Source organism: Streptomyces sp. Rer75 (genome assembly GCF_013414305.1).
Lineage (GTDB): Bacteria > Actinomycetota > Actinomycetes > Streptomycetales > Streptomycetaceae > Streptomyces > Streptomyces himastatinicus.
Genome location: NZ_CP058693.1, coordinates 1214275 through 1234440, shown reverse-complemented (window position 1 = coordinate 1234440; position 20166 = coordinate 1214275). Strand labels below are relative to the sequence as shown.

23 protein-coding genes and 2 pseudogenes are annotated in these 20166 nt (G+C 72.5%); 11 read left to right on the top strand and 14 right to left on the bottom strand.

The window, feature by feature from the left end; all coding sequences use genetic code 11:
- Nucleotides 1-45 precede the first annotated feature (45 nt).
- Genes bioD through bioB form a run of 3 tightly spaced genes read right to left on the bottom strand, consistent with a single transcriptional unit; the run spans nt 46 to nt 3348 of the window.
- Nucleotides 46-765, bottom strand: coding sequence for a dethiobiotin synthase (gene bioD / locus HYQ63_RS04665; protein WP_179932652.1), 720 nt, complete (start codon nt 763-765; stop codon nt 46-48).
- A gap of 53 nt (nt 766-818) precedes the next feature.
- Nucleotides 819-2135, bottom strand: coding sequence for an adenosylmethionine--8-amino-7-oxononanoate transaminase (locus HYQ63_RS04660; protein ID WP_179932651.1), 1317 nt, complete (start codon nt 2133-2135; stop codon nt 819-821).
- On the bottom strand, nt 2128-3348 hold the full coding sequence (bioB, locus tag HYQ63_RS04655; RefSeq protein ID WP_179932650.1) for a biotin synthase BioB: 1221 nt from the start codon (nt 3346-3348) through the stop codon (nt 2128-2130). The genes HYQ63_RS04660 and bioB overlap by 8 nt, the downstream gene beginning before the upstream one ends.
- Nucleotides 3349-3550: 202 nt before the next feature.
- Here bioB and HYQ63_RS04650 point away from each other — a divergent pair, with 202 nt between their 5' ends.
- Nucleotides 3551-4720: an 8-amino-7-oxononanoate synthase gene (locus tag HYQ63_RS04650; RefSeq protein ID WP_179932649.1), complete on the top strand. Its 1170-nt coding sequence runs from the start codon at nt 3551-3553 to the stop codon at nt 4718-4720.
- Between the two features lie 34 nt (nt 4721-4754).
- Here the strand turns inward: HYQ63_RS04650 and HYQ63_RS04645 are convergent, their stop codons facing one another.
- Nucleotides 4755-4988, bottom strand: coding sequence for a DUF397 domain-containing protein (locus tag HYQ63_RS04645; protein ID WP_179932648.1), 234 nt, complete (start codon nt 4986-4988; stop codon nt 4755-4757).
- Nucleotides 4989-4997: 9 nt separating this feature from the next.
- On the bottom strand, nt 4998-5867 hold the full coding sequence (locus tag HYQ63_RS04640) for a helix-turn-helix transcriptional regulator (protein ID WP_179932647.1): 870 nt from the start codon (nt 5865-5867) through the stop codon (nt 4998-5000).
- 266 nt (nt 5868-6133) lie between these two features.
- Here HYQ63_RS04640 and HYQ63_RS04635 point away from each other — a divergent pair, with 266 nt between their 5' ends.
- Nucleotides 6134-6562, top strand: coding sequence for an ATP-binding protein (locus HYQ63_RS04635; RefSeq protein WP_179932646.1), 429 nt, complete (start codon nt 6134-6136; stop codon nt 6560-6562).
- Here HYQ63_RS04635 and HYQ63_RS04630 read toward each other — a convergent pair.
- From HYQ63_RS04630 to HYQ63_RS04605, 6 genes are all read right to left on the bottom strand, one after another.
- Nucleotides 6559-7077 (bottom strand): DUF6328 family protein, encoded by a 519-nt coding sequence (locus HYQ63_RS04630; protein ID WP_179932645.1) that lies wholly within the window; start codon nt 7075-7077, stop codon nt 6559-6561. The genes HYQ63_RS04635 and HYQ63_RS04630 overlap by 4 nt on opposite strands.
- 23 nt (nt 7078-7100) lie before the next feature.
- Complete coding sequence (locus tag HYQ63_RS04625; protein ID WP_179932644.1) at nt 7101-8306, bottom strand: hypothetical protein; 1206 nt, start codon at nt 8304-8306, stop codon at nt 7101-7103.
- 71 nt (nt 8307-8377) lie between these two features.
- On the bottom strand, nt 8378-8770 hold the full coding sequence (locus HYQ63_RS04620; RefSeq protein ID WP_179932643.1) for a VOC family protein: 393 nt from the start codon (nt 8768-8770) through the stop codon (nt 8378-8380).
- Between the two features lie 82 nt (nt 8771-8852).
- Nucleotides 8853-9326: a C40 family peptidase gene (locus HYQ63_RS04615; protein ID WP_179932642.1), complete on the bottom strand. Its 474-nt coding sequence runs from the start codon at nt 9324-9326 to the stop codon at nt 8853-8855.
- Nucleotides 9327-9630: 304 nt separating this feature from the next.
- Entirely contained in the window at nt 9631-9939 is a 309-nt protein-coding gene (locus HYQ63_RS04610; protein ID WP_123106065.1) for a hypothetical protein, read from the bottom strand.
- Between the two features lie 7 nt (nt 9940-9946).
- Nucleotides 9947-10582 (bottom strand): ATP-dependent Clp protease proteolytic subunit, encoded by a 636-nt coding sequence (locus HYQ63_RS04605; protein ID WP_179932641.1) that lies wholly within the window; start codon nt 10580-10582, stop codon nt 9947-9949.
- A gap of 80 nt (nt 10583-10662) precedes the next feature.
- Between HYQ63_RS04605 and HYQ63_RS04600 the strand changes: the two genes are divergently transcribed.
- Nucleotides 10663-10968 carry a type II toxin-antitoxin system Phd/YefM family antitoxin gene (locus HYQ63_RS04600; RefSeq protein WP_179932640.1) on the top strand — a complete coding sequence of 102 codons (306 nt, stop codon included), beginning with the start codon at nt 10663-10665 and terminating at the stop codon, nt 10966-10968.
- 21 nt (nt 10969-10989) lie between these two features.
- On the opposite strand, the gene HYQ63_RS04595 is transcribed toward HYQ63_RS04600, so the two are convergent.
- Nucleotides 10990-11943: a M28 family metallopeptidase gene (locus HYQ63_RS04595; protein ID WP_179932639.1), complete on the bottom strand. Its 954-nt coding sequence runs from the start codon at nt 11941-11943 to the stop codon at nt 10990-10992.
- A gap of 201 nt (nt 11944-12144) precedes the next feature.
- On the opposite strand from HYQ63_RS04595, the gene HYQ63_RS04590 reads away from it, so the two are divergent.
- From HYQ63_RS04590 to HYQ63_RS04565, 6 genes are read left to right on the top strand one after another with little or no spacing between them, the layout of a single operon-like run.
- Complete coding sequence (locus tag HYQ63_RS04590; RefSeq protein ID WP_179932638.1) at nt 12145-12447, top strand: urease subunit gamma; 303 nt, start codon at nt 12145-12147, stop codon at nt 12445-12447.
- Between the two features lie 16 nt (nt 12448-12463).
- Nucleotides 12464-12769 carry an urease subunit beta gene (locus HYQ63_RS04585; protein ID WP_179932637.1) on the top strand — a complete coding sequence of 102 codons (306 nt, stop codon included), beginning with the start codon at nt 12464-12466 and terminating at the stop codon, nt 12767-12769.
- The gene (locus HYQ63_RS04580) at nt 12766-14487 is read left to right on the top strand and encodes an urease subunit alpha (RefSeq protein WP_179932636.1); all 1722 of its coding nucleotides are present in this window, start codon (nt 12766-12768) and stop codon (nt 14485-14487) included. The genes HYQ63_RS04585 and HYQ63_RS04580 overlap by 4 nt, the downstream gene beginning before the upstream one ends.
- A gap of 5 nt (nt 14488-14492) precedes the next feature.
- Nucleotides 14493-15212, top strand: coding sequence for an urease accessory protein UreF (locus tag HYQ63_RS04575; protein WP_257231612.1), 720 nt, complete (start codon nt 14493-14495; stop codon nt 15210-15212).
- Nucleotides 15213-15245: 33 nt separating this feature from the next.
- A complete protein-coding gene (gene ureG / locus HYQ63_RS04570; RefSeq protein ID WP_179932635.1) occupies nt 15246-15938 on the top strand; it encodes an urease accessory protein UreG in 693 nt (230 codons plus the stop codon).
- Nucleotides 15935-16750, top strand: a complete 816-nt coding sequence (locus HYQ63_RS04565; protein WP_257231610.1) for an urease accessory protein UreD — start codon at nt 15935-15937, stop codon at nt 16748-16750. Before ureG ends, HYQ63_RS04565 begins: the two co-directional genes overlap by 4 nt.
- On the opposite strand, the pseudogene HYQ63_RS04560 reads toward HYQ63_RS04565, so the two are convergent.
- Both HYQ63_RS04560 and HYQ63_RS04555 read right to left on the bottom strand, forming a co-directional pair.
- Nucleotides 16695-17483 (bottom strand): annotated as a pseudogene (locus HYQ63_RS04560) (dehydrogenase). The gene HYQ63_RS04565 and the pseudogene HYQ63_RS04560 sit on opposite strands and share 56 nt — an antisense overlap.
- Nucleotides 17476-17717, bottom strand: a pseudogene (locus HYQ63_RS04555) (4-oxalocrotonate tautomerase family protein); the annotation flags it as partial. The pseudogenes HYQ63_RS04555 and HYQ63_RS04560, both read right to left, overlap by 8 nt.
- A gap of 79 nt (nt 17718-17796) precedes the next feature.
- Here HYQ63_RS04555 and HYQ63_RS04550 point away from each other — a divergent pair.
- Complete coding sequence (locus tag HYQ63_RS04550; RefSeq protein WP_179932634.1) at nt 17797-18381, top strand: TetR/AcrR family transcriptional regulator; 585 nt, start codon at nt 17797-17799, stop codon at nt 18379-18381.
- Nucleotides 18382-18518: 137 nt separating this feature from the next.
- Complete coding sequence (locus tag HYQ63_RS04545) at nt 18519-20159, top strand: alpha/beta hydrolase (protein WP_179932633.1); 1641 nt, start codon at nt 18519-18521, stop codon at nt 20157-20159.
- The last annotated feature ends 7 nt before the right edge of the window (nt 20160-20166 follow it).

The following is a 20166-nucleotide window of genomic DNA, read 5'->3' as shown; positions in this document are numbered from 1 at the left end:
CGGCTGTATACCGATACCGGGAGTCTGCCCATGCCGCCCCCACCGCTACGCCGTGCGGTGCTCCTTCGTGAACTGCTCCGCGTCCCAGACGCCGTCCAGCCGCGGGGCCAGCCACCCCGGGGCCGCCGCGCGGAAGTCGGCGGGCGACAGGGCCCCGGCCCGCTCGGGAACGGCGCCCAGCAGCGGGGCGCCAGCCGCCTCCGGCAGGTCGGTCCTGTTGCAGCGGGAGGCGAGATCCGCGTCCGCGGGCCAGCTGCCGATGACGACGCCGGGGAAGCGCAGGCCCCGGGCGCGCAGCGCCTCCGCCGTGAGGGCCGTGGCGTTGAGCGTGCCCAGGCCCGCGTGGGCGACGACCAGGACGGGGGCGTCGAGCAGCCGGGCCGCGTCGGCGAGCGTCGCACCGGTCTCGTCGAACCGTACGAGCAGGCCGCCCGCGCCCTCGACGAGCACCAGATCGTGTTCGGCGGCCAGCTTCTCCGCCGCCTCCGCGATCTCGTGCGGCCGCACGGCGGGGCGCCCGGCGCGCCGCGCCGCGGTGTCGGGCGCCAGCGGCTCGGGGTAGCGGGCGAGTTCCCGCAGGGTCAGGTCACCGGCGAGCCGGGCCACCTCGGCGGCGTCGCCCGGCTCGTCCGGACCGACGCCGGTCTGCGCGGGCTTGAGTACGGCGACCGACCGGCCGCGGGACAGCGCCGCCGCCGCGACGGCCGCCGTGGTGACGGTCTTGCCGACCTCCGTGCCGGTGCCGGTCACGACCAGTACTGACATCCGTTGCTTCGTGCCTTTCGCTGTTGTCTCGCTGTTGTTGTGCTGTCGCGCGGTCAGCCCGCCGTGGCGGCGGCCGACCGTACCGCCGCGCAGATACGGGCCAGATCGTCGTCGCCGGTGATGTAGGGCGGCATGGTGTAGAGCATGTCGCGGAACGGGCGCAGCCAGACGCCCTCGCGCACCGCCGCCCGCGACGCCGCCGCCATCCCCGCGTCGTCCAGCGGGTGGTCCAGCTGGACGACGCCGATCGCGCCGAGCACCCGTACCTCCCGTACGCCCGGCAGTTCGGCGGCGGGCGCCAGCCCGTCCCGCAGCCCCGTCTCGATCCGCTTGATCTCCTGCCGCCAGTCGTAGGACAGCAGCAGGTCGATCGAGGCGCCCGCGACGGCGGCGGCCAGTGGATTGCCCATGAACGTCGGGCCGTGGGCGAGCACCGGAAGCTCGCCGCGCGAGATGCCGTCCGCCACCCGCGAGGTGCACAGCGTGGCGGCCATCGTCAGATAACCGCCGGTCAGCGCCTTGCCGAGGCACATCACATCGGGGCTGACCCCGGCGTGTTCAGCCGCGAAGAGCGCTCCGGTGCGGCCGAAACCGGTGGCGATCTCGTCGAACACCAGCAGCACGTCGTGCTCGTCGCACGCCTCGCGCAGCATCCGCAGCAAGGCGGGGGAGTGGAACCGCATGCCGCCCGCACCCTGCACGACCGGTTCCACGATCACCGCGGCCAGCTCGTCCGCGTGCCGGGCCACCAGCTCGCGCACATGGGCCTCGTACGCCGGGTCGGGCTCGGCGTCGAAGCCGGGCGGTGGCGCGTCGGCGAAGATCTGCTCGGGCAGGACGCCCGACCACAGCCGGTGCATGCCGCCGTCCGGGTCGCACACCGCCATCGGCTGCCAGGTGTCGCCGTGGTAGCCGCCGCGCCAGGTCAGCAGCCGCTGCTTGGCGGGGCGGCCGAGGGAGCGCCAGTACTGGAGGCACATCTTGACCGCGACCTCGACCGACACCGAGCCCGAGTCGGCGAGGAAGACGTGCTGGAGCGGTTCGGGCGTGATCTCCACGAGCCGGGTGGCCAGCCGCACGGCGGGCTCATGGGTGAGCCCGCCGAACATCACATGGCTCATCCGGTCGAGCTGGCCGCGGGCCGCGTCGTTGAGCACCGGGTGGTTGTAGCCGTGGATGGCGGACCACCACGACGACATCCCGTCCACCAGCTCCCGTACGCCCTCGACCGGTTCGGCGAGCCGCAGCCGGACCCCGGACGCGGACTCCACGACGAGCGGGTCCGCGCGGCCGGGCATCGGGGCGTACGGATGCCAGACGTGCTGCCGGTCCAGAGCCAGCAGCGCGTCGGGCGTCAGTGGCTCAGGCATTGGGCGGCAGTTCCGTCCCCGCGCCCCGGCGGCGCACCGCGACCAGGTCCGCGTGCGACTCCCCGGCCGCCACCGCGACGGGCTCGGCAAGCGCGGTCTCGGCAGGGGCGGTGTCGGCGACGGTCCCGGGCGCGTCGCCGCACGGGCCGCAGCCGCCGCCCTCCGCGCCGTGCGAGCCGCAGCCGCCGCCGGCCGCCGCGAGCGCATCGGCGCGGTGCGCGGGCAGCGTCCTGGTGTCCGTGCCCTCCACCTCGAAGCCCGCGTCGGCGATCATGTCCAGGTCGTCCTTGCCCGCCTGGCCCTCGGTGGTCAGATAATCGCCGAGGAAGATCGAGTTCGCCAGGTGCAGGGCCAGCGGCTGGAGCGTCCGCAGATGGATCTCGCGCCCGCCCGCGAGCCGCACCTCCACGTCCGGGCAGACGAACCGGACCATGGCGAGGATGCGCAGACAGCGCTGCGGGGTGAGGTTCCAGTCCCCGGCCAGCGGGGTGCCCTCGATGGGGATGAGGAAGTTGACCGGCACCGAGTCCGGGTTCAGCTCGCGCAGCGAGAAGACCACGTCGACCAGGTCCTCGTCGCGCTCGCCCATGCCCGCGATCAGCCCGGAGCAGGCCGACATGCCCGCGGACTGGGCCTGCTGCACGGTGGAGACCCGGTCGGCGTAGGTGTGGGTGGTGGTGATGTCGCCGTACGTGGCCTCGGAGGTGTTGAGGTTGTGGTTGTAGGCGTCCGCACCCGCCTCCCGCAGCCGCTCCGCCTGCCCGTCGGACAGCAGCCCGAGGCACGCGCAGATCTCCACACCCTCGTTCTGCTCCTTGATCGCGGCGATGGTCTGGGAGACCCGGTCCACGTCCCGATCCGTCGGCCCGCGTCCGCTGGCGACCAGGCAGACCCGCTTGGCGCCGCCCGCGACCCCGGCGACCGCCGCGGCCGCCGCCTGGTCCGGCTTGAGCCAGGTGTACTTGAGGATCTCGGACTTCGAGCCGAGCCGCTGCGAGCAGTACCCACAGTCCTCGGGGCACAGCCCGGACTTGAGGTTCACCAGGTAGTTCAGCTTCACCCGCCGCCCGAACCACCGACGGCGCACCTTGCCCGCGGCGGCCACCACATCCAGCACGTCGTCGTCGGAAGTCGCCAATACCGCGAGAGCCTCTGCGCGGGTCGGCGACTCGCCCCGCAGCCCCTTGTCCACCAGCGTGTTCAGCAGGTCCATGGCGGAGATCCTGTCTTACGGCACCGCCCCTGGCCAAGGAGGGACCGTACAAGACGCGGCGTTCGGGGTGTGTGTATTGCCACACCCTGCCCACGCATGGGCACGACTACCTTCTATCCGGACCCCACAGTCGGCGCCCGGCCCCAGCCCGGCCGGTGCCCGGCCCGTGCCCGCCCGTGCCCGAAGGAACGCGAGGAAGCCGATGCCCCAGGACCGCCAGGACGACCCGTTCGCGTGGATCGACGCGGCACAGGAGCAGCGCGGGCGTGCCGGGCTGCGGCGCGTGCTCAAGCCGCGGCCCGCCGACTCGCCGCTGCTCGACCTGGCGAGCAACGACTATCTGGGCCTGGCCCGGCACCCCGAGGTGACGGCCGCCGCGGCGGAGGCGGCGCGCCGCTGGGGCGCCGGGTCGACCGGCTCCCGGCTGGTCACCGGGTCCACGGAGCTGCACGGGGCGCTGGAGGCGGAGCTGGCCGCGTTCTGCGGCTTCGACGCGGCGCTGGTGTTCTCCTCCGGGTACGCCGCCAACCTGGCCGCGGTCTCGGCGCTGAGCGGGCGGGGCGCGCTCATCGTCTCCGACGCGGGGAACCACGCCTCGCTCATCGACGGCTGCCGGCTCTCCCGCGCCGAGGTCGCCGTCGCCCCGCACGCCGACCCCGACGCCGTGGCCAAGGTGCTCGACGGGGCCCGGAAGGAGGACCCGGCCCGGCGCGCGCTCGTCGTCTCCGACTCCGTCTTCTCGGTGGACGGCGACGTGGCGCCGCTGACCGGACTCGCCGCCGCTTGCCGGGCGCACGGCGCGGCGCTGGTCGTGGACGACGCGCACGGCCTGGGGGTGGTGGGCGACGGCGGGCGCGGCGCCCCGTACGCCGCCGGGCTCGCGGGCGCGCCGGACGTGGTGGTCACGGCCACCCTGTCGAAGTCGCTGGGCAGCCAGGGCGGGGTGGTGCTGGGGCCCGCCCGGGTGATCGAGCACCTGGTGAACACCGCGCGCACGTTCATCTTCGACACCGGCCTCAACCCGGCCGCCGCGGGCGCCGCCCTGGCGAGCCTGCGGCTGCTGAGCCGGGAGCCGGAGCGCGCCGCCCGGGCCCGTACGGTCGCGGCGCGGCTGCACGCACGGCTGACCGCCGCCGGGCTCACCGCGGCGCGGCCCGACGCCTCGGTGGTGTCGGTGCGCGCGCCGTCCCCGGAGCAGGCGGTGGGGTGGGCCGCGGACTGCCGTGCGGCCGGTCTGGTGGTGGGCTGCTTCCGTCCCCCGTCCGTCCCCGACGGCATCTCGCGGGTACGGCTCACCGCTCGCGCGGATCTGACGGATCAGCAGGTGGAGGAGGCGGCCGACGTGATCGTGGGGACCGCACCGGCCGCCTGACGGATCGGTGTCCGGCGGTGTGGCGTCCTCCCGGCTACGGCCGGGAGGCGCCCCCGGGACCGGGGTCACCGAGATCGCCGTGGCACAGGTCCTCGACGAACGAGGTCCAGGCCGACGGGGGGAACAGCAAGGCGGGTCCCGCGGTGTTCTTCGAGTCCCGCACGGCGAGCAGGCCCGGGCTCAGCCGGGCCGTCTCGACGCAATTGTTCATTCCGACGCTGTAGCTGCTGCGCAGCCAGACGACGGACTTGGCGGACAGATCGGACATGGTGCCCCCTCAGGCGCCGCCCCCGATTTTCGAGATGAGGATCAATGAATCCTCGGGTGACAGGGCGTTGGTCCGCAGCACATCGAATGCGCTGCTGTACGCCCGGAGGTCTTCTTTCCGCTCCAGATAGAGGCTACTCGTCAAATGGTCGAGAACCACCACGTCGAGGTCAGTAATGTGCGGAAAAGAGAAGATAATGAAAGGACCGGTAATACCGATGGGCATTCCGGCGGAGAACGGCAGCACCTGCAATCGCACCTGCGGTAACTCGGCCATCTCCGCCAGCTGCCGCAGCTGAGCCCGCATCACCGCGGCGTCGCCCACCCCGCGCCGTAACACCGCCTCGTCCAGCACCGCGTGCAGCCGCAGCGGCTGCGCGTCGCGCAGCACCGACTGGCGCGCGATCCGCACCTCGACCAGCGTGTCCAGCTGGTCCTGCGGCAGATCCGGCAGCGCCGCCCGGGTCACCGTCCGCGCGTAGTCCGCGGTCTGCAACAGCCCCGGCACCACCGTGGTCTCCAGCGTGTACGCGGCCGACGCCTCCGCCTCCAGGCTGATGAAGTCCCGGTAGGCGGGCGGCAGCAGATCGCGGTACGCGTACCACCAGCCGCGCCGCGACCCCTCCGGATCCGAGGCGCCCCCGCCGCACAGCGCCTCCAGCAGCGCCCGCAGCTGGGGGTCGGTGACCCCGTACACCTCCAGCAGCCGCGCCACGTCCCCGGGCTTCGCCCCGCTGCGCCCGGTCTCGATCCGGCTCACCTTCGACTGGTGCCAGCTCAGCCGCCGCGCGGCCTCGCCGCTGGTGAGCCCCGCCAGATCGCGCTGGCGGCGCAGCTCCGCGCCGAGCTTGCGGCGGCGTACCGCCGGGCCGTACCGCATCAGATCTCCCTCCCGCTGCCCGTCCGCTGTCCCGCCCTGTCGTGACCGTGGCCCAGTCTGCCCCGCAAATCCGGTCTTCCGTAGCAGAGTTCACCGCTTCGGGCGACAGATATATGCATAACTCGGTGGATCGCCCCCGACACGGAGGGCATCGGTGGCAGTCTGACGGTCGGAGCCGCCGGGGCCGCCCACCCGGACCCCAAGGCTGCGCGGCGCCACCCGTGCGCGTCCGCAGCCGTGCCCCGGCGGGAAAGGGACAGGCCGTCATGGCAGACCATCAGGAAGCATCCGTCACTCTGCCGAGCGCGCCCGCCTCGGTTCCCGCGGCCCGCGCCTACGTGGCGGACGTGCTGGCCGAATGGGGACTCGGGGAAGGCGAGGAGGCCGCGGACACCGTGCGGCTCATCGTCTCCGAGCTCGCCACCAACGCCGTACAGCACACCCTGGGCGAGTCGCCCACCTTCACCGTGGACATAAGGCTCGACCACGAGGGGCGGTTGGAGATCGGTGTCACCGACAGCCACCCCCGTCACCCCCGGCCGCTGTGCGCCGCGGCCCACCAGGACAACGGACGGGGGCTGCTCATCATCGGCTGTCTGGCCGCCGAATCGGGCGGCGAGGTGTTCGTCACCCCCACCGCGGACGGCGGCAAGACCGTATGGATCGCGCTGCCGTGGACTGTGCCGGTGTCCTAGGCCGCGTGGTCGTGCGGCGCGGTCGGCGACGGGCGGTGGCCCATCCGGTGGCGGATCCAGCGCGGGAGGATGCCCCACAGCCCGCAGCACACCGCGAACGTGCCCGCCGCCGCGGCGATCCCCGGGCCGCGCCCCAGCACCACGTCCACCACCAGCAGCACCGACCCGGTGAACGCCAGCGTCAGCACGCACAGCCCGGCCGAGGCCAGCTTCCCGGAGACGTCCACGACGCGTCGCTTGGCCCCCCTGCGGAACAGCGCCCGGTGCAGCGCCGCCGGGGCGGTGAACAGGGTCGCCGCCACGACCGCGAGCAGCAGCGTGGCGACGTACGTGCCGCGCTGCACCGCGTCCAGCGATGCGAAGCGGTCGGTGAAGGCCAGGGTCAGCAGGAAGGCGAACAGGATCTGCACCCCCGTCTGGGTGACCCGCAGCTCCTGGAGCAGTTCGGCGAAGTTCCGGTCGTCACGCTCCAGCGCGGTCTCGCGACGGACGGTTCTCGGGGCGTCGTTCTTCATACCCCGCGGGTTACCGGAAGCGCTCACAATACGCGTTCGACCTGCCCCGTAGCCGCTCGCGCCTCGGTCAGCTCCAGGATGCGCGCATACGTACGACCGGCGTCCGGGCTGATCAGATAGTGGGGCATGTCGCCGCGCTCGATCACCCCGTACGGGCTGGTGCCCATCAGATACGAGGAGTAGAGGATCAGCCCGTTCGTCCGGCGCGGATCGACGGCCAGCGCCGAGAAGCCGGGGAACTCGTTCGTCTGGTAGACGCGCAAGCCGTCCGCCGCCGCCCCGTACCGCTCCTTGAACCGGCCGAAACGCTCCAGCGAATCCTTGATCTTCCGGGTCATGTCCTCCTGGTACTGCCGCGACAGGGTGGCCGCCGCGTCCGAAGACGGATCCAGCAGATAGCAGCGGTACACCCCGCCGCGGCGCAGCAGGCTCAAGGCCGCGTCGCGATAGCGGGCCGGGCGCTCGGTGGTGACCAGCCGGGACGACGAGGTGCGCAGCGCGGTGCCCATGTCGAGCACCTCCGCCGAGGCCGCGTCCAGCAGCCGCGCCTTCTCGACCGAGCTGGGCCGCTCGGGATAGGCGTGCACGGGCGTGCCGCCCGCCAGCCCCCGGCCCGCCAGCCACGCCTTGACCGCCTCGCCCGGGCCGCCGTCGCCCGCCATCAGGTAGACGTCCTTGCCCTCGTGGCTGCCGACGTGCGCGAACAGCTCCGCATACCGGCCCGCGGTGCGGTACACGTCCTCCGAGACCGCCAGACAGTCCGGCGGGGTCGCCTTCTCCAGATGCGCGGCCAGGTTGATGTCGGGGGAGTGGATGGTGCCGGTCCGGCCCTCGCCGGTGTGCCGTATCGCCCCCTTGTGCACCGCCATCCGCACATGCAGCTCGCCGTCCACCCCCGCCTGCGCGAACTCGTCCCGCAGATGCCGCAGATCGAGGGTGAGAAACGTCCGCGCCGCCTCCAGCGCCACATCGCGGGCCACGCTCTCGCTGTCGTCGTGGATCGCGAAGAACCCGCCGTCCCCGCGCCAGTTCCACAGATCGCTGCGGGCACACCGGTGCTGGGCGGAGACCTGGCCGATGCGCGCCCGCATCCGCTCCCGCAGCAGATCGAATCCGTGCGCGGCCCGGTCCCTGGGGTTCGAGCGGACGATCGTCGAATAGCCGGAGGTGTCGACGAAGACGAGATACACCTGGTCGTAGGTCCGGTCCGCCTGGAACTGATCGCTCAACGTAGCTCCCCTCCCGGTGCCGGATCTCCCCCGAACCGGCACCGGCCCACGCTAACGCCTCACGGGGGCGGTCACACCAGACCACGCTCGACCGCGCTGCGCTCCACACAGAACTCGTTGCCCTCGGGATCGGCCATCACCACCCACCCCATCCCGTCCTCCGTGCGCCGGTCGTCGGCGACCCGCGCACCGAGCCCGAGCAGCCTCTTCACCTCCTCGTCCCGGGTGCCCGAGGGCGGCTGGATGTCGAGGTGGACCCGGTTCTTGACGGCCTTGGCGTCCGGCACCCGCAGGAACAGCAGTCCGGGCACGCCGGGTTGGCCCGACTCGATCAGCACCTCGTCGTCGCCCGGTGCGTCCTCGTCCGTTATGGCGTAGCCGGTCAGCCGCGACCAGAACTGCGCCAGGGCGTAAGGGTCGTGGGCGTCGAAGGAGATGTGCCGGACCGGATTCAGATACGCCATGCCGTGCCTCCGGAAGGTGACGGAGGACCAGGACTCCCCTGATCCTCCGTCAAGCTACCGCCGGGGTCCGACAGCCGGCCGGTCAGCGCACATGCCCGTACGAGACCTTTCCGGTCCAGATCCGCTCCAGCCGCACCACCGTGCCCGCCTTGGGCGCATGCCAGATCCGGCCGCTCCCCGCGTAGAGGCCGACGTGGTAGACGCTGCCTCCCGCATGGAAGAAGACCAGGTCACCGCCCTTGCGGGCGGACGCCTTGATGTGGCGGGTGCGGTTGTACTGGGCCGCGGCGGTGCGCGGCAGCCGCTTCCCGGCCCGCTTGTACGCGTACTGGGTGAGCCCCGAGCAGTCGAAGCGGTGCGGCCCCGCCGCCCCGTACACATAGGGCGCGCCCTTCTTCGAGGCCGCGATCCGCAGCGCCTTGGCCGCCACGGTCGCCGCGTCGGCCTGCTGCGGCACACCGGGCACCGCCACGGTGCCGCCGACGGCGACGGCGGTGAGGGCCGAGAGGGCACCGGCCCGGGAGACCATTCTGGGGATCCGTATGTGCGCGGTCATCTCGCACACCACCCTTCGGTGGCCGGGTTCGGTCGTCCCAGGGATGGTCACCCGCCGCGGCCGCCGGTTCCGAGCCGAGCGGGCGGGGTGTGAGGGTGGTCACGGCTCTGCCGTTCGGGTGACAGGGACGGCCCGCGACCCGCCCTCCGGCCTGCGGCGACGGCGGTATCGGCGCCGTCGGCCGCAACCCGGCGGCGGCCTCGCGCCGGGCCCCGCGCTACGCCGTTCGGGCGACGCCTCGGGGTTCCGGGCGCGACGACCGCGATCACCGCGGCGAGCCTCGGGGCCCCGGGCGCGACCGCGATCATCGCGGCGAGACGGACGGCAGCGTCACCCGTTCGGAGCGCCGCTCGCCGTCCAGCACGCGCAGCGCACGGTCCAGCGTCGCGGTGTGCAGTTCGCTCTCGCCCCGGTCGTGCATCAGCGCCAGCGCGTCCCGCAGCGCGATGGCCTTTCCGACCAGCGCCTGGGCGGCGCGCAGCCCGCTGTAGGTGTCGTGGCCGCGGGCGGGGTTGATCCGGCCGAGCAGATCGACGGCCTCCAGATAGCCGTCCACGAGGCGGCCCTCCGCGCGGGTCAGCGCGGGCAGCGGGGGAAGTTCCGGCGGAAGCATCGCGCGATCACCGTGCCCCGGGCAGCGAACCCGGACGCTTACGGCTCTGGGTGACCCCGTCCACCAGCCCGTACGCCACCGCGGCCGCGGCGTCGAAGATCCTGTCGCGGTCGATGTCCGCGCGGATCCGCTCGGCGCTCTGCCCGGTGTGCCGCACCAGCATCTCCTCCAGCAGCGCCTGGGTCCGCAGCAGCTCACGGGCGTGGATCTCCAGGTCCGAGGTGGTCCCCTCGACGGGTTCGCTGAGCGCCGCCTGATGGATCAGCACCCGCGCGCCCGGCAGCGCCAGCCGCTTGCCCGGCGCCCCGGCGGCGAGCAGTACGGCGGCGGCGGACGCGGCCTGGCCCAGGCAGATGGTCTCGATGTCGCAGGTGACGAAGTGCATCGTGTCGTAGATCGCCGTCATCGCGCCGAACGAGCCGCCCGGGGAGTTGATGTAGAGCGAGACGTCCTGGTCGGGCACGGCGTGTTCGAGGTGGATGAGCTGCGCGATCACATCGTTGGCCGCCGTGTCGTCGATGGGCGTGCCGAGGAAGACGATGCGCTCGGAGAGCAGCTTGGAGTAGGGGTCCATGGTGCGCACGCCGCTGCTGGTGCGCTCGGTGAACTCGGGCAGGACATAGCGCGCGGCCGGTCGTTCCATCGCGGTCACCTCTCGTGGGTCTCTCGGGGACTCGGCTCCGTAAAAAATGTACAGGACGTACGTCCCGTACGATGGGGAGCATGGCGTACGAGATTCCGGTGACGCAAGCCCGGGCGGAACTGGCGGACCTGATCAACCGCGTGGTCTACGGCGGTGAGCGGGTGGTCCTCACCCGGCATGGAAAGCCGCTGGTCGCCCTGGTGTCCTCGGCTGACCTGCAACGACTCGACGCGGTCGAGGCGGAGGCGGAGGCGGAGGAGCAGGTGATCAGTACGGTGTCGGCGATGCGCCCGACCTCGTCCGCTCCCGGCGAACGGCGGCGCTTCGGTATCGCGGCAGAACACCGCGGCCCGGACGCCGGGGATCGGCGTCCGGGCCGCGAGTGACGACGGCTGGGGAAGTGGCGGTTAGGAGCTGAGCTCCCAGACCGCGTGGGCGATCGCGTCGCTGTTGCGGTCCAGCGCGGTGTCGTCCACGTTGGACGTCTTGTCGCACGCGGAGTGGTAGCACGGGTCGAACGGCTCGCCCGCCTCGCCGCCCCACTGGTCCGCCTGCGCCTGGGACTTGGTGGACTCGGCGCCGGTGAACAGCCCGCCGACCCGCACCCCGGCGTCCTTGAACGGGGAGTGGTCCGAGCGGCCGTCGCCCTCGGTCTCCTTCTCCGTCGCGATGTTCTTGGCCGCGTACCAGTCCTTGAAGACCTTCTCCAGCTCCGGGTCGTCGTCGTAGACGAAGTACCCGGGGTTGGGGGAGCCGAGCATGTCGAAGTTCAGATACGAGTCGATCTTCGACTTCTCGTCGGACTTCAGGCTGTCCACGTAGTGGGTGGAGCCGATCATGCCGTCCTCCTCATCGCCCCACCAGGCGAACCGCAGGTGCTTGGTGGGCTTGAGTTCGGCCTTGGCCACGGCGAGCGCGACCTCCAGGATCGCGGCGGAGCCCGATCCGTTGTCGTTGATGCCGGGTCCGGCCTCGACCGAGTCGAGATGCGATCCGGCCATGAGCACCTTGTCGGCGCTGCCGCCCGGCCAGTCGGCGACGAGGTTGTAGCCCTTGGCGCCGCCCGAGGTGAACTCCTGGACGCCGGTTTTGAACCCCGCCGCGTCCAGCTTGCCCTTGATGTAGTCCAGGGACGCCCGGTAGCCGGGCTGTCCGTGGGCGCGGTTGCCGCCGTTCTCCTCGGCGATCGACTGGAGCTTGCCGAGGTCGGCCTTGACGGCCTCGACGTCGATGTCGGGGGCGGCGGCGCGGGGCGAGGCGGCCGCCCCGGCTCCCGGCGCCCCGCCCAGCAGGGCTGCGGCGACGGCGGCACAGGTTCCGGCCGCGAGCGCGCCGCGGCGGATCAGCACTATTCGATTCACAGATGGGCTCCATAAAGATGTGGGGGGTTGGAGCGAAGCGGATGGATCATGTGATGCGGACATGAGGATCGAGGGTGCGCCGCACGATCGTCAAGGGTGATCCGCCGTGGACCGCGCATAACAGCCGGATGTCCGTTAACGCCACCGAAACGCCACCGAACTAGCCTGCGGACACCGAGGGCGAGGATGAGGTGGGAAAACGTGCAGTTGACGCCGCACGAGCAGGAACGGCTGCTCATCCATGTGGCCGCCGACGTGGCTGAAAAGCGTCGGGCGCGAGGCGTGTCGCTCAACCATCCCGAGGCCGTCGCGCTGATCACCGTCCACATCCTGGAGGGCGCCAGGGACGGCCGTACCGTCGCCGAGCTGATGGCCTCCGGCCGCAAGGTGCTCACCCGCGACGAGGTCATGGAGGGCGTCCCCGAGATGATCCACGACGTCCAGGTAGAGGCCACCTTCCCGGACGGCACCAAGCTCGTCACCGTTCACCAGCCGATCGACTGACGGGAGGCGGCGTTCCATGATCCCCGGAGAGATCTTCCACGCGGACGAGCCGGTACGGCTCAACGAGGGGCGGCCGGTCATCCGGCTCACCGTGCTCAACGCGGCCGACCGGCCGGTCCAGGTCGGCTCCCACTACCACTTCGCCGAGGCCAACCCGGGCCTTACGTTCGACCGGGCCGCGGCCCGCGGCCACCGGCTCCACATCGCCGCGGGCACCGCCGTGCGCTTCGAACCGGGCATCCCCGTCGAGGTGGAGCTGGTGCCGCTGGCGGGCGCGCGGGTCGTTACCGGACTGCGCGGCGAGACGGGAGGCGCGCTGTGACGGAGCTGAGCCGCGCCGCGTACGCGGACCTGTTCGGGCCGACCGCCGGCGATCGTATACGGCTCGCCGACACCGACCTCGTGGTCGAGATCGAGGAGGACCGCTGCGGCGGCCCCGGCCGCTCCGGCGACGAGGCGGTCTTCGGCGGCGGCAAGGTGATCCGCGAGTCCATGGGCCAGTCGCGCGCCACCCGCGCCGAGGGCGCCCCCGACACCGTGATCACCGGTGCCGTGGTGCTCGACCACTGGGGCGTGGTCAAGGCCGACGTCGGGCTGCGGGACGGCCGTATCACCGGGATCGGCAAGGCCGGGAACCCCGACACCATGGACGGTGTCCACCCCGACCTCGTCATCGGCCCCGAGACCGAGGTCATCGCGGGCAACGGCAGGATCCTCACCGCGGGCGCCATCGACGCCCATGTCCACTTCATCTCCCCGACCCTCGTCGACCAGGCGCTGTCCTCGGGCATCACCACCCTGGTCGGTGGCGGCACCGGGCCCGCCGAGGGCACCAAGGCGACCACCATCACCCCCGGCCCCTGGCACCTGGCCCGGATGTTCGAGGCGCTGGAGGGGTACCCCGTCAACATCGGGCTGCTCGGCAAGGGCAACACCGTCTCGCGCGAGGGCATGTGGTCCCAACTGCGCGGCGGGGCCCTCGGTTTCAAGATCCACGAGGACTGGGGGGCGACCCCCGCCGCGATCGACGCCTGCCTCGGCGTGTGCGAGGAGAGCGGCGCCCAGCTCGCCATCCACACCGACACGCTCAACGAGGCCGGGTTCGTCGCCGACACCCTCGCCGCGATCGCCGGACGCTCGATCCACGCGTACCACACCGAAGGTGCGGGCGGCGGCCACGCGCCCGACATCATCACCGTGGTCTCCCAGCCGAACGTGCTGCCCAGCTCGACCAATCCGACCCGGCCGCACACCGTCAACACCGTCGAGGAACACCTCGACATGCTGATGGTCTGCCACCACCTCAACCCGGCCGTCCCCGAGGACCTCGCCTTCGCCGAGTCCCGCATCCGGCCCGGCACCATCGCCGCCGAGGACATCCTGCACGACCTCGGCGCCATCTCGATCATCTCCTCCGACTCCCAGGCCATGGGCCGGATCGGCGAGGTCGTCCTGCGCACCTGGCAGACCGCGCATGTCATGAAGCGCCGCCGGGGCGCCCTGCCGGGGGACGGGCGCGCCGACAACCGGCGGGCACGTCGCTATGTCGCCAAATACACCATCAACCCGGCGGTGGCGCAGGGCCTCGACGGTGAGATCGGCTCCGTGGAGCCCGGGAAGCTCGCCGACCTGGTGCTGTGGGAGCCCGCCTTCTTCGGCGTCAAGCCGCACCTGGTGCTCAAGGGCGGGCAGATCGCGTACGCGCAGATGGGCGACGCCAACGCGTCCATCCCCACGCCGCAGCCGGTGCTGCCCCGGCCCATGTTCGGCGCGGTGGGACGCGCCCCGGCCGCCAACTCCTTCAACTTCGTCACCCAGGCCGCGCTGGACGACGGCCTGGCCGACCGGCTCGGCCTCGGGAAGCGGTTCGTGCCGATCCGGGGGACGCGCGGGGTGACCAAGGCGGACATGCGGGAGAACGACGCCATGCCGCGGGTGGAGGTCGACCCGGACACCTTCACGGTGACCATCGACGGCGACCCCGTCGACCCGGCTCCCGCGGCCGAACTCCCCATGGCCCAGCGGTACTTCCTCTTCTGACCGCGATGATGACGGACAACACCGCGCCCCCGCCGCCTCCGGCCCGCTCCACCCCGGCCGCCGCGCTGCTCATCCTCGCCGATGGGCGGTTCCCCGCCGGAGGGCACGCCCATTCCGGCGGGGCCGAGGCCGCCGTCAAGGCCGGGCGCATCCAGGACGCGGTCACCCTGGAGGCGTTCTGCCGCGGGCGGTTGCACACCGCCGGGCTCACCGCGGCCGCGCTCGCCGCCGCGGCCGCCGCCGGGATGGATCCGCTCGTGCTCGACGAGGCCGCCGACGCCCGGACCCCCGTCCCCGCGCTGCGTACCACCGCACGGCGGCTCGGCCGTCAACTGATGCGCGCCGCCCGCGCCACCTGGCCCTCGCCCGAGCTGGACGCCCTCGCCGCCGCCCGGCCGCGCGGCGCCCACCAGCCCGTCGTACAGGGGCTGGCCGCGCGCGCCGCCGGGCTCGACCCGCGGGCCGCCGCGTACGCCGCCGCGTACGAGTCGGCCGGGGGACCGGCGTCCGCCGCCGTACGGCTGCTCAGCCTCGATCCGTTCGACGCCACCACCGTCCTCGCCCGTCTCGCCCCCGAGATCGACCGGATCGCCGCCCGCGCCGCCGAGGCGGCACACCGGGCCCTGGACGAGGGACCCGGCGCGCTGCCCGCCGCCGCGGCGCCGCTGCTCGACATCGCCGCCGAGCAGCACGCCACCTGGCCCGTACGCCTCTTCGCCTCGTAACCGCCCGCCTCCTCACCCGCCCCCGGAGCCGCCATGCACCTCGATCACCCCGAGACCTACCCCCCTCGCCACACCCACGCAGCCGACCCGCGCCACCTCGACGGCACCCGCCGGGCGCTGCGCATCGGGCTCGGCGGACCGGTCGGTTCCGGCAAGACCGCGACCGTCGCCGCGCTGTGCCGGGCGCTGCGCGACGAGTTGTCGATCGCCGTGGTCACCAACGACATCTACACCCGCGAGGACGCCGAGTTCCTGCTGCGCAACGCGGTGCTGCCCGCGGAGCGCATCAGCGCCGTGGAGACCGGCGCCTGCCCGCACACCGCGATCCGCGACGACATCTCCGCCAACCTCGAGGCGGTCGAGGACCTGGAGGAGAGCGTCGGTCCGCTCGACCTGGTCCTCGTCGAGTCCGGCGGCGACAACCTCACCGCGACCTTCTCCAAGGGCCTGGTCGACGCGCAGGTGTTCGTCATCGACGTCGCGGGCGGCGACGACATCCCGCGCAAGGGCGGCCCGGGCGTGACGACGGCCGACCTCCTCGTCGTCAACAAGACCGACCTCGCCCCGTACGTCGGATCCGACCTGGAGCGCATGGCGCGCGACGCCAAGGAGCAGCGGGGCGATCTGCCGGTCGCGTTCACCTCCCTGGTCGCGCCGGACGGAGTCCGTCCGATCGCCGACTGGGTACGCGAGCGGCTGGCCGCCTGGACGGCGGACCCGGCGTGACCGGCAGAGCCGACGCGCCGGGCCCCGGCGTACGCGCCACCGCCCGCCTCGTCGCCGAAGCGGACGGCCGCGGCGGCACCGCGCTGCCCGTGCTGGCCGGGGACGGGCCGCTCGCCCTGCGGCGGACCCGGGCGACCGGCGACGGCGAGGCGTGCGTCACCGTGGTCGGCGCGATGAGCGCCCCGCTCGGCGGCGACCGCATCGTGCTGACCGCGGCCGTCGGCCCCGGCGCCCGGCTCCGCGTCGGTTCGGCGGCCGCCACGCTCGCGCTGCCCGGCCGTTCCGCCGAGCCCGCCCACTACGCGATCCGGCTGACCGTCGCCGACGGCGCCACCCTGCACTGGCTGCCCGAACCCCTGATCTCCGCCCACGGCAGCGATCTGCGCATGACCACCACCGTCGAACTCGCCCCCACCGCCCGCCTGGTGCTGCGCGAGGAACAGATCCTCGGCCGCTTCGGCGAGCCCCCGGGCGCGCTGACCAGCCGTCTCACCGTGCACCGCGCCGGGCGCCCGCTGCTGGACCAGGAGCTGTCGTACGGCCCCGGCGCGCCCGGCTGGGACGGCGGCGCGGTGCTCGGCGGGCACCGGGCGGCCGGTCAACTCCTGGTGGTGGACCCGGCGTACGACAGCGTTCCCGTCCAGCCCCGACTGCTCGCCGACACGGCCGTCATCACCCCGCTCACCGGCCCGGCCGCCCTGGTCAGCGCCGTGGCCACGGACGGCCTGCGGCTGCGCCGGATGCTGGACGAGGCGCTCAGCTCGCAGCCGCAGCCCCAGCCGGGGCGATGTCGCGTACGAACACCGGCTTGAGGCGCTTCTCCGGCAGCGCCTCGGGGAGTTGCTCCCAGTCCAGGACATGGGAGACGACGCGTTCGGGCGCCACCTTTCCGGAGCCCGCGAGTTCGAGGGCGTCGGGCAGGTGGCTGCGGACGTTGTCCCGGGCGCAGGGTGACACCGGTGAGGTACATGTCGAGCAGTGGCAGTTCGCCGGGCCGGAAGTGATTGCCCGTGCTCTCGCAGATGCCCTCGGGGGCGAGCGAGGTGAGCGCCAGGGTGAGCTGATCGATGCGGCCGGTCGCCTCCACGGCGATGTCGAAGCCGTGCCGGATGGGCTCGATCGCCTCGGCGGTACGGGCGCCGAAGCTCGTCGCGAGCTTCCGGTGCTCGGCGTCGGGGTCGACGTACAGGACGTCGGAGGCGCCGAGCGCGCGGGCGATGTCGCACACGTACAGCCGTCGCTGGCCGAGGCCATGGCGATGGGGTCGAGCCCCGGCGGCAGCGGGACCAGCATGGCGTCCGCGTACGGCACGCGGACCAGGTCGGAGAAGGGCCCGCCCCAACTGCCGCCGATCGGCGCGCCGTACATCGCCATGTGCGGCACGGAGGTGCAGTGGGCGGTCAGCCCGGCGAGGATGGCGGAGTCCACGTCGCAGGGGGTGGCGGCCACCGGCGCGACGATCGCGTCCCGGCCGGACTCCAGCCGGGGGTCGGGCGCCTCGCGCCACTCGACGGTGTGCCGCGCGACGTACGTCAGTTCACGCATCGCTCTCGCCCTCCTCGCTCTGGCCCTTGCTCTGCCGGGCGAGGGCGACCAGGTCGGCGTACCGGATGACGGATCCACCGGCACCCCAGGTGCCGTCCGGCTGCTCGTGGATCAGCACCCACACCGCAGTGCCTCGTCCGGGGAGAGCCCGGCGGCCTTCAGCACGGTCTGGGTGGCGTCCTCGACCAGACCGGCCTTGCGCCGCTCGGACAGGGCGCCCTGGGGCACGGTGACGGCCTCGCTTTATGACAGTCGTTATAACGCGAGGTCACGCTAGACTATGACGAGCGTTATAGCCAGAGCGGGAGTGAACATGACCAAGGGCGGCCCCCAGGCCCGGCAGCGGATCGTGGTCGGCGCGGCCGACATGATCAGCCGGCGCGGACTGAACGCCACGAGCATCCGCGAGATGGCCAAGCACGCCGAGGCGCCGCTCGGTTCCACGTACCACTACTTCCCCGAGGGCAAGCAGCAGTTGGCCACCGAGGCCGTCCGGTACGCGGGCGAGACCATCGCCCGCGTGCTCCGCAAGGAGCTGGAGGCGGGCCCGGTCGCGGGCCTCCGGGCGTTCCTCGGACTGTGGCGCGGGATCGTCATCGACGCCGACTTCCGGGCCGGATGCCCGGTCCTGGCCGTCTCCATCGAGGAGCCGCCGCCCGGCGAGATCCCGCCCGCCCTGGTGGCCGCCGCGGCCGTCTTCGACGACTGGGAGAGACTGCTCGCCGTCTCCCTGCGGGAACACGGCGCCGCGCCCGGGCAGGCGGAGCAGCTCGCGACGCTCACCGTCGCCGCCGTCGAGGGAACCGTCGCCATGTGCCGGGCCAAGCGCAGCATCGAGCCGCTGGACCGCACCGCCGAGCAGCTCCAGGCCCTCATCGCCGGTGCGATCAAAGGCTGAGCGGGCCTGTGAAGGTGACGTGTTGATAAAGAAACGGCGGTTTGCCCTGTACTCAGGAGTAAGCGAGGCGCGAGGATCCTCCTGACACTCTGTGATCATCGCCGCACGGCGGCGCAACAAAGCAGGGGGATTACTACGTGAGACGCACAGCAGTACTCGGCGTGGCCGGCGGCGTGTTGACCGGCGCGCTGATAACCGGTGCGCTGGCCGCCCCCACGGCGGGGGCATCGGAGCCCACGCGGACGCCGGGGGGCGCCGCGGAGGCCCGCGGGGCGGCGATCGCCGCGGCCCGGGCCGCGAAGGCGGGCATCGACTGGACGGACTGTCCGGGCGATTGGAACCTCGCCAAGCCCATCCAGTGCGGCTATGTGACCGTGCCGCTCGACTACGCCAAGCCGAACGGCCGCACCATCAAGATCGCGGTGGACCGCATCGGCAACACCGGGACCGCCTCCGAGCGGCAGGGTTCGCTGATCTACAACCCGGGCGGACCGGGCGGCTCCGGGCTGAAGTTCCCGACCCGGGTCACCAACAAGAACCCGCTGTGGACGAAGACTGCGAAGGCGTACGACTTCGTGGGCTTCGACCCGCGCGGGGTGGGCCACTCGGCCGCCATCTCCTGTGTCGACCCGCAGGAGTTCGTCAAGGCGCCCAAGATGGACCCGGTGCCCGACAGCGAGGCGGACAAGCGGGCGCAGCGCAAGCTCGCCGCGGAGTACGCCGACGGGTGCAAGGAGCGCAGCGGCTGGATGCTGCCGCACATGACGACGCCCAACACCGCCCGCGACATCGACGTCATCCGGGCCGCGCTCGGCGACAAGAAGCTCAACTACCTGGGCGTGTCCTACGGGACGTACATCGGGGGTGTCTACGCGACGCTCTTCCCCGACCATGTGCGCCGCCTGATCGTGGACTCCGTGGTGAACCCGTCGCGGGAGAAGATCTGGTACCAGGCCAACCTGGACCAGGACGTGGCGTTCGAAATGCGCTGGGACGACTGGAAGGCGTGGGTGGCCAAGAACGACGCGGCCTACCACATCGGTGACACCCCGGGAGAGGTCCAGGCGCAGTGGGAGAAGCTGCGCGCCACCGCCAAGAAGAACCCGATCGGCGGGGTCGTCGGCCCGGCCGAGCTGCTGGGCTTCTTCCAGAGCGCCCCGTACTACGACTCGTCGTGGACCACGGTCGCCGAGGTGTGGCGCGACTACCTGGCCGGTGACGAGAAGGCGCTCGTCGAGGCCGCGGGCCCGGACATGTCCGACACCGCGGGCAACATCGCCTCGGAGAACGGCAACGCGGTGTACACCGCCGTGGAGTGCGCCGACGCCAAGTGGCCGACCAGCTGGCGGAAGTGGGACCGGGACAACACCCGGCTCCACCGCGACTACCCGTTCCTGACCTGGTCCAACGCCTGGATGAACCTGCCGTGCGCCACCTGGCCGTCGAAGCAGCACACCCCGCTGGAGGTCGGTGCGGGCAAGGGGCTGCCGAAGACGCTCATCGTGCAGAGCACCCGTGACGCCGCCACCCCGTACGAGGGCGCCGTCGAGCTGCACAAGCGCCTCAAGGGCTCGCGTCTGATCACCGAGAAGGACGCCGGTTCGCACGGTGTCACCGGGCTGGTCAACGCCTGCATCAACGACCGGGTGGACGCCTACCTGCTCAAGGGCACGGTGGACGCCAAGGACGTGACGTGCGCTCCGCACGCCACGCCGAAGCCCGCGAAGACCGGGGCCGCGAAGACCGGGGCCGCGAAGGCCGCCGGGGCCGTCAAGTAACGGTCGG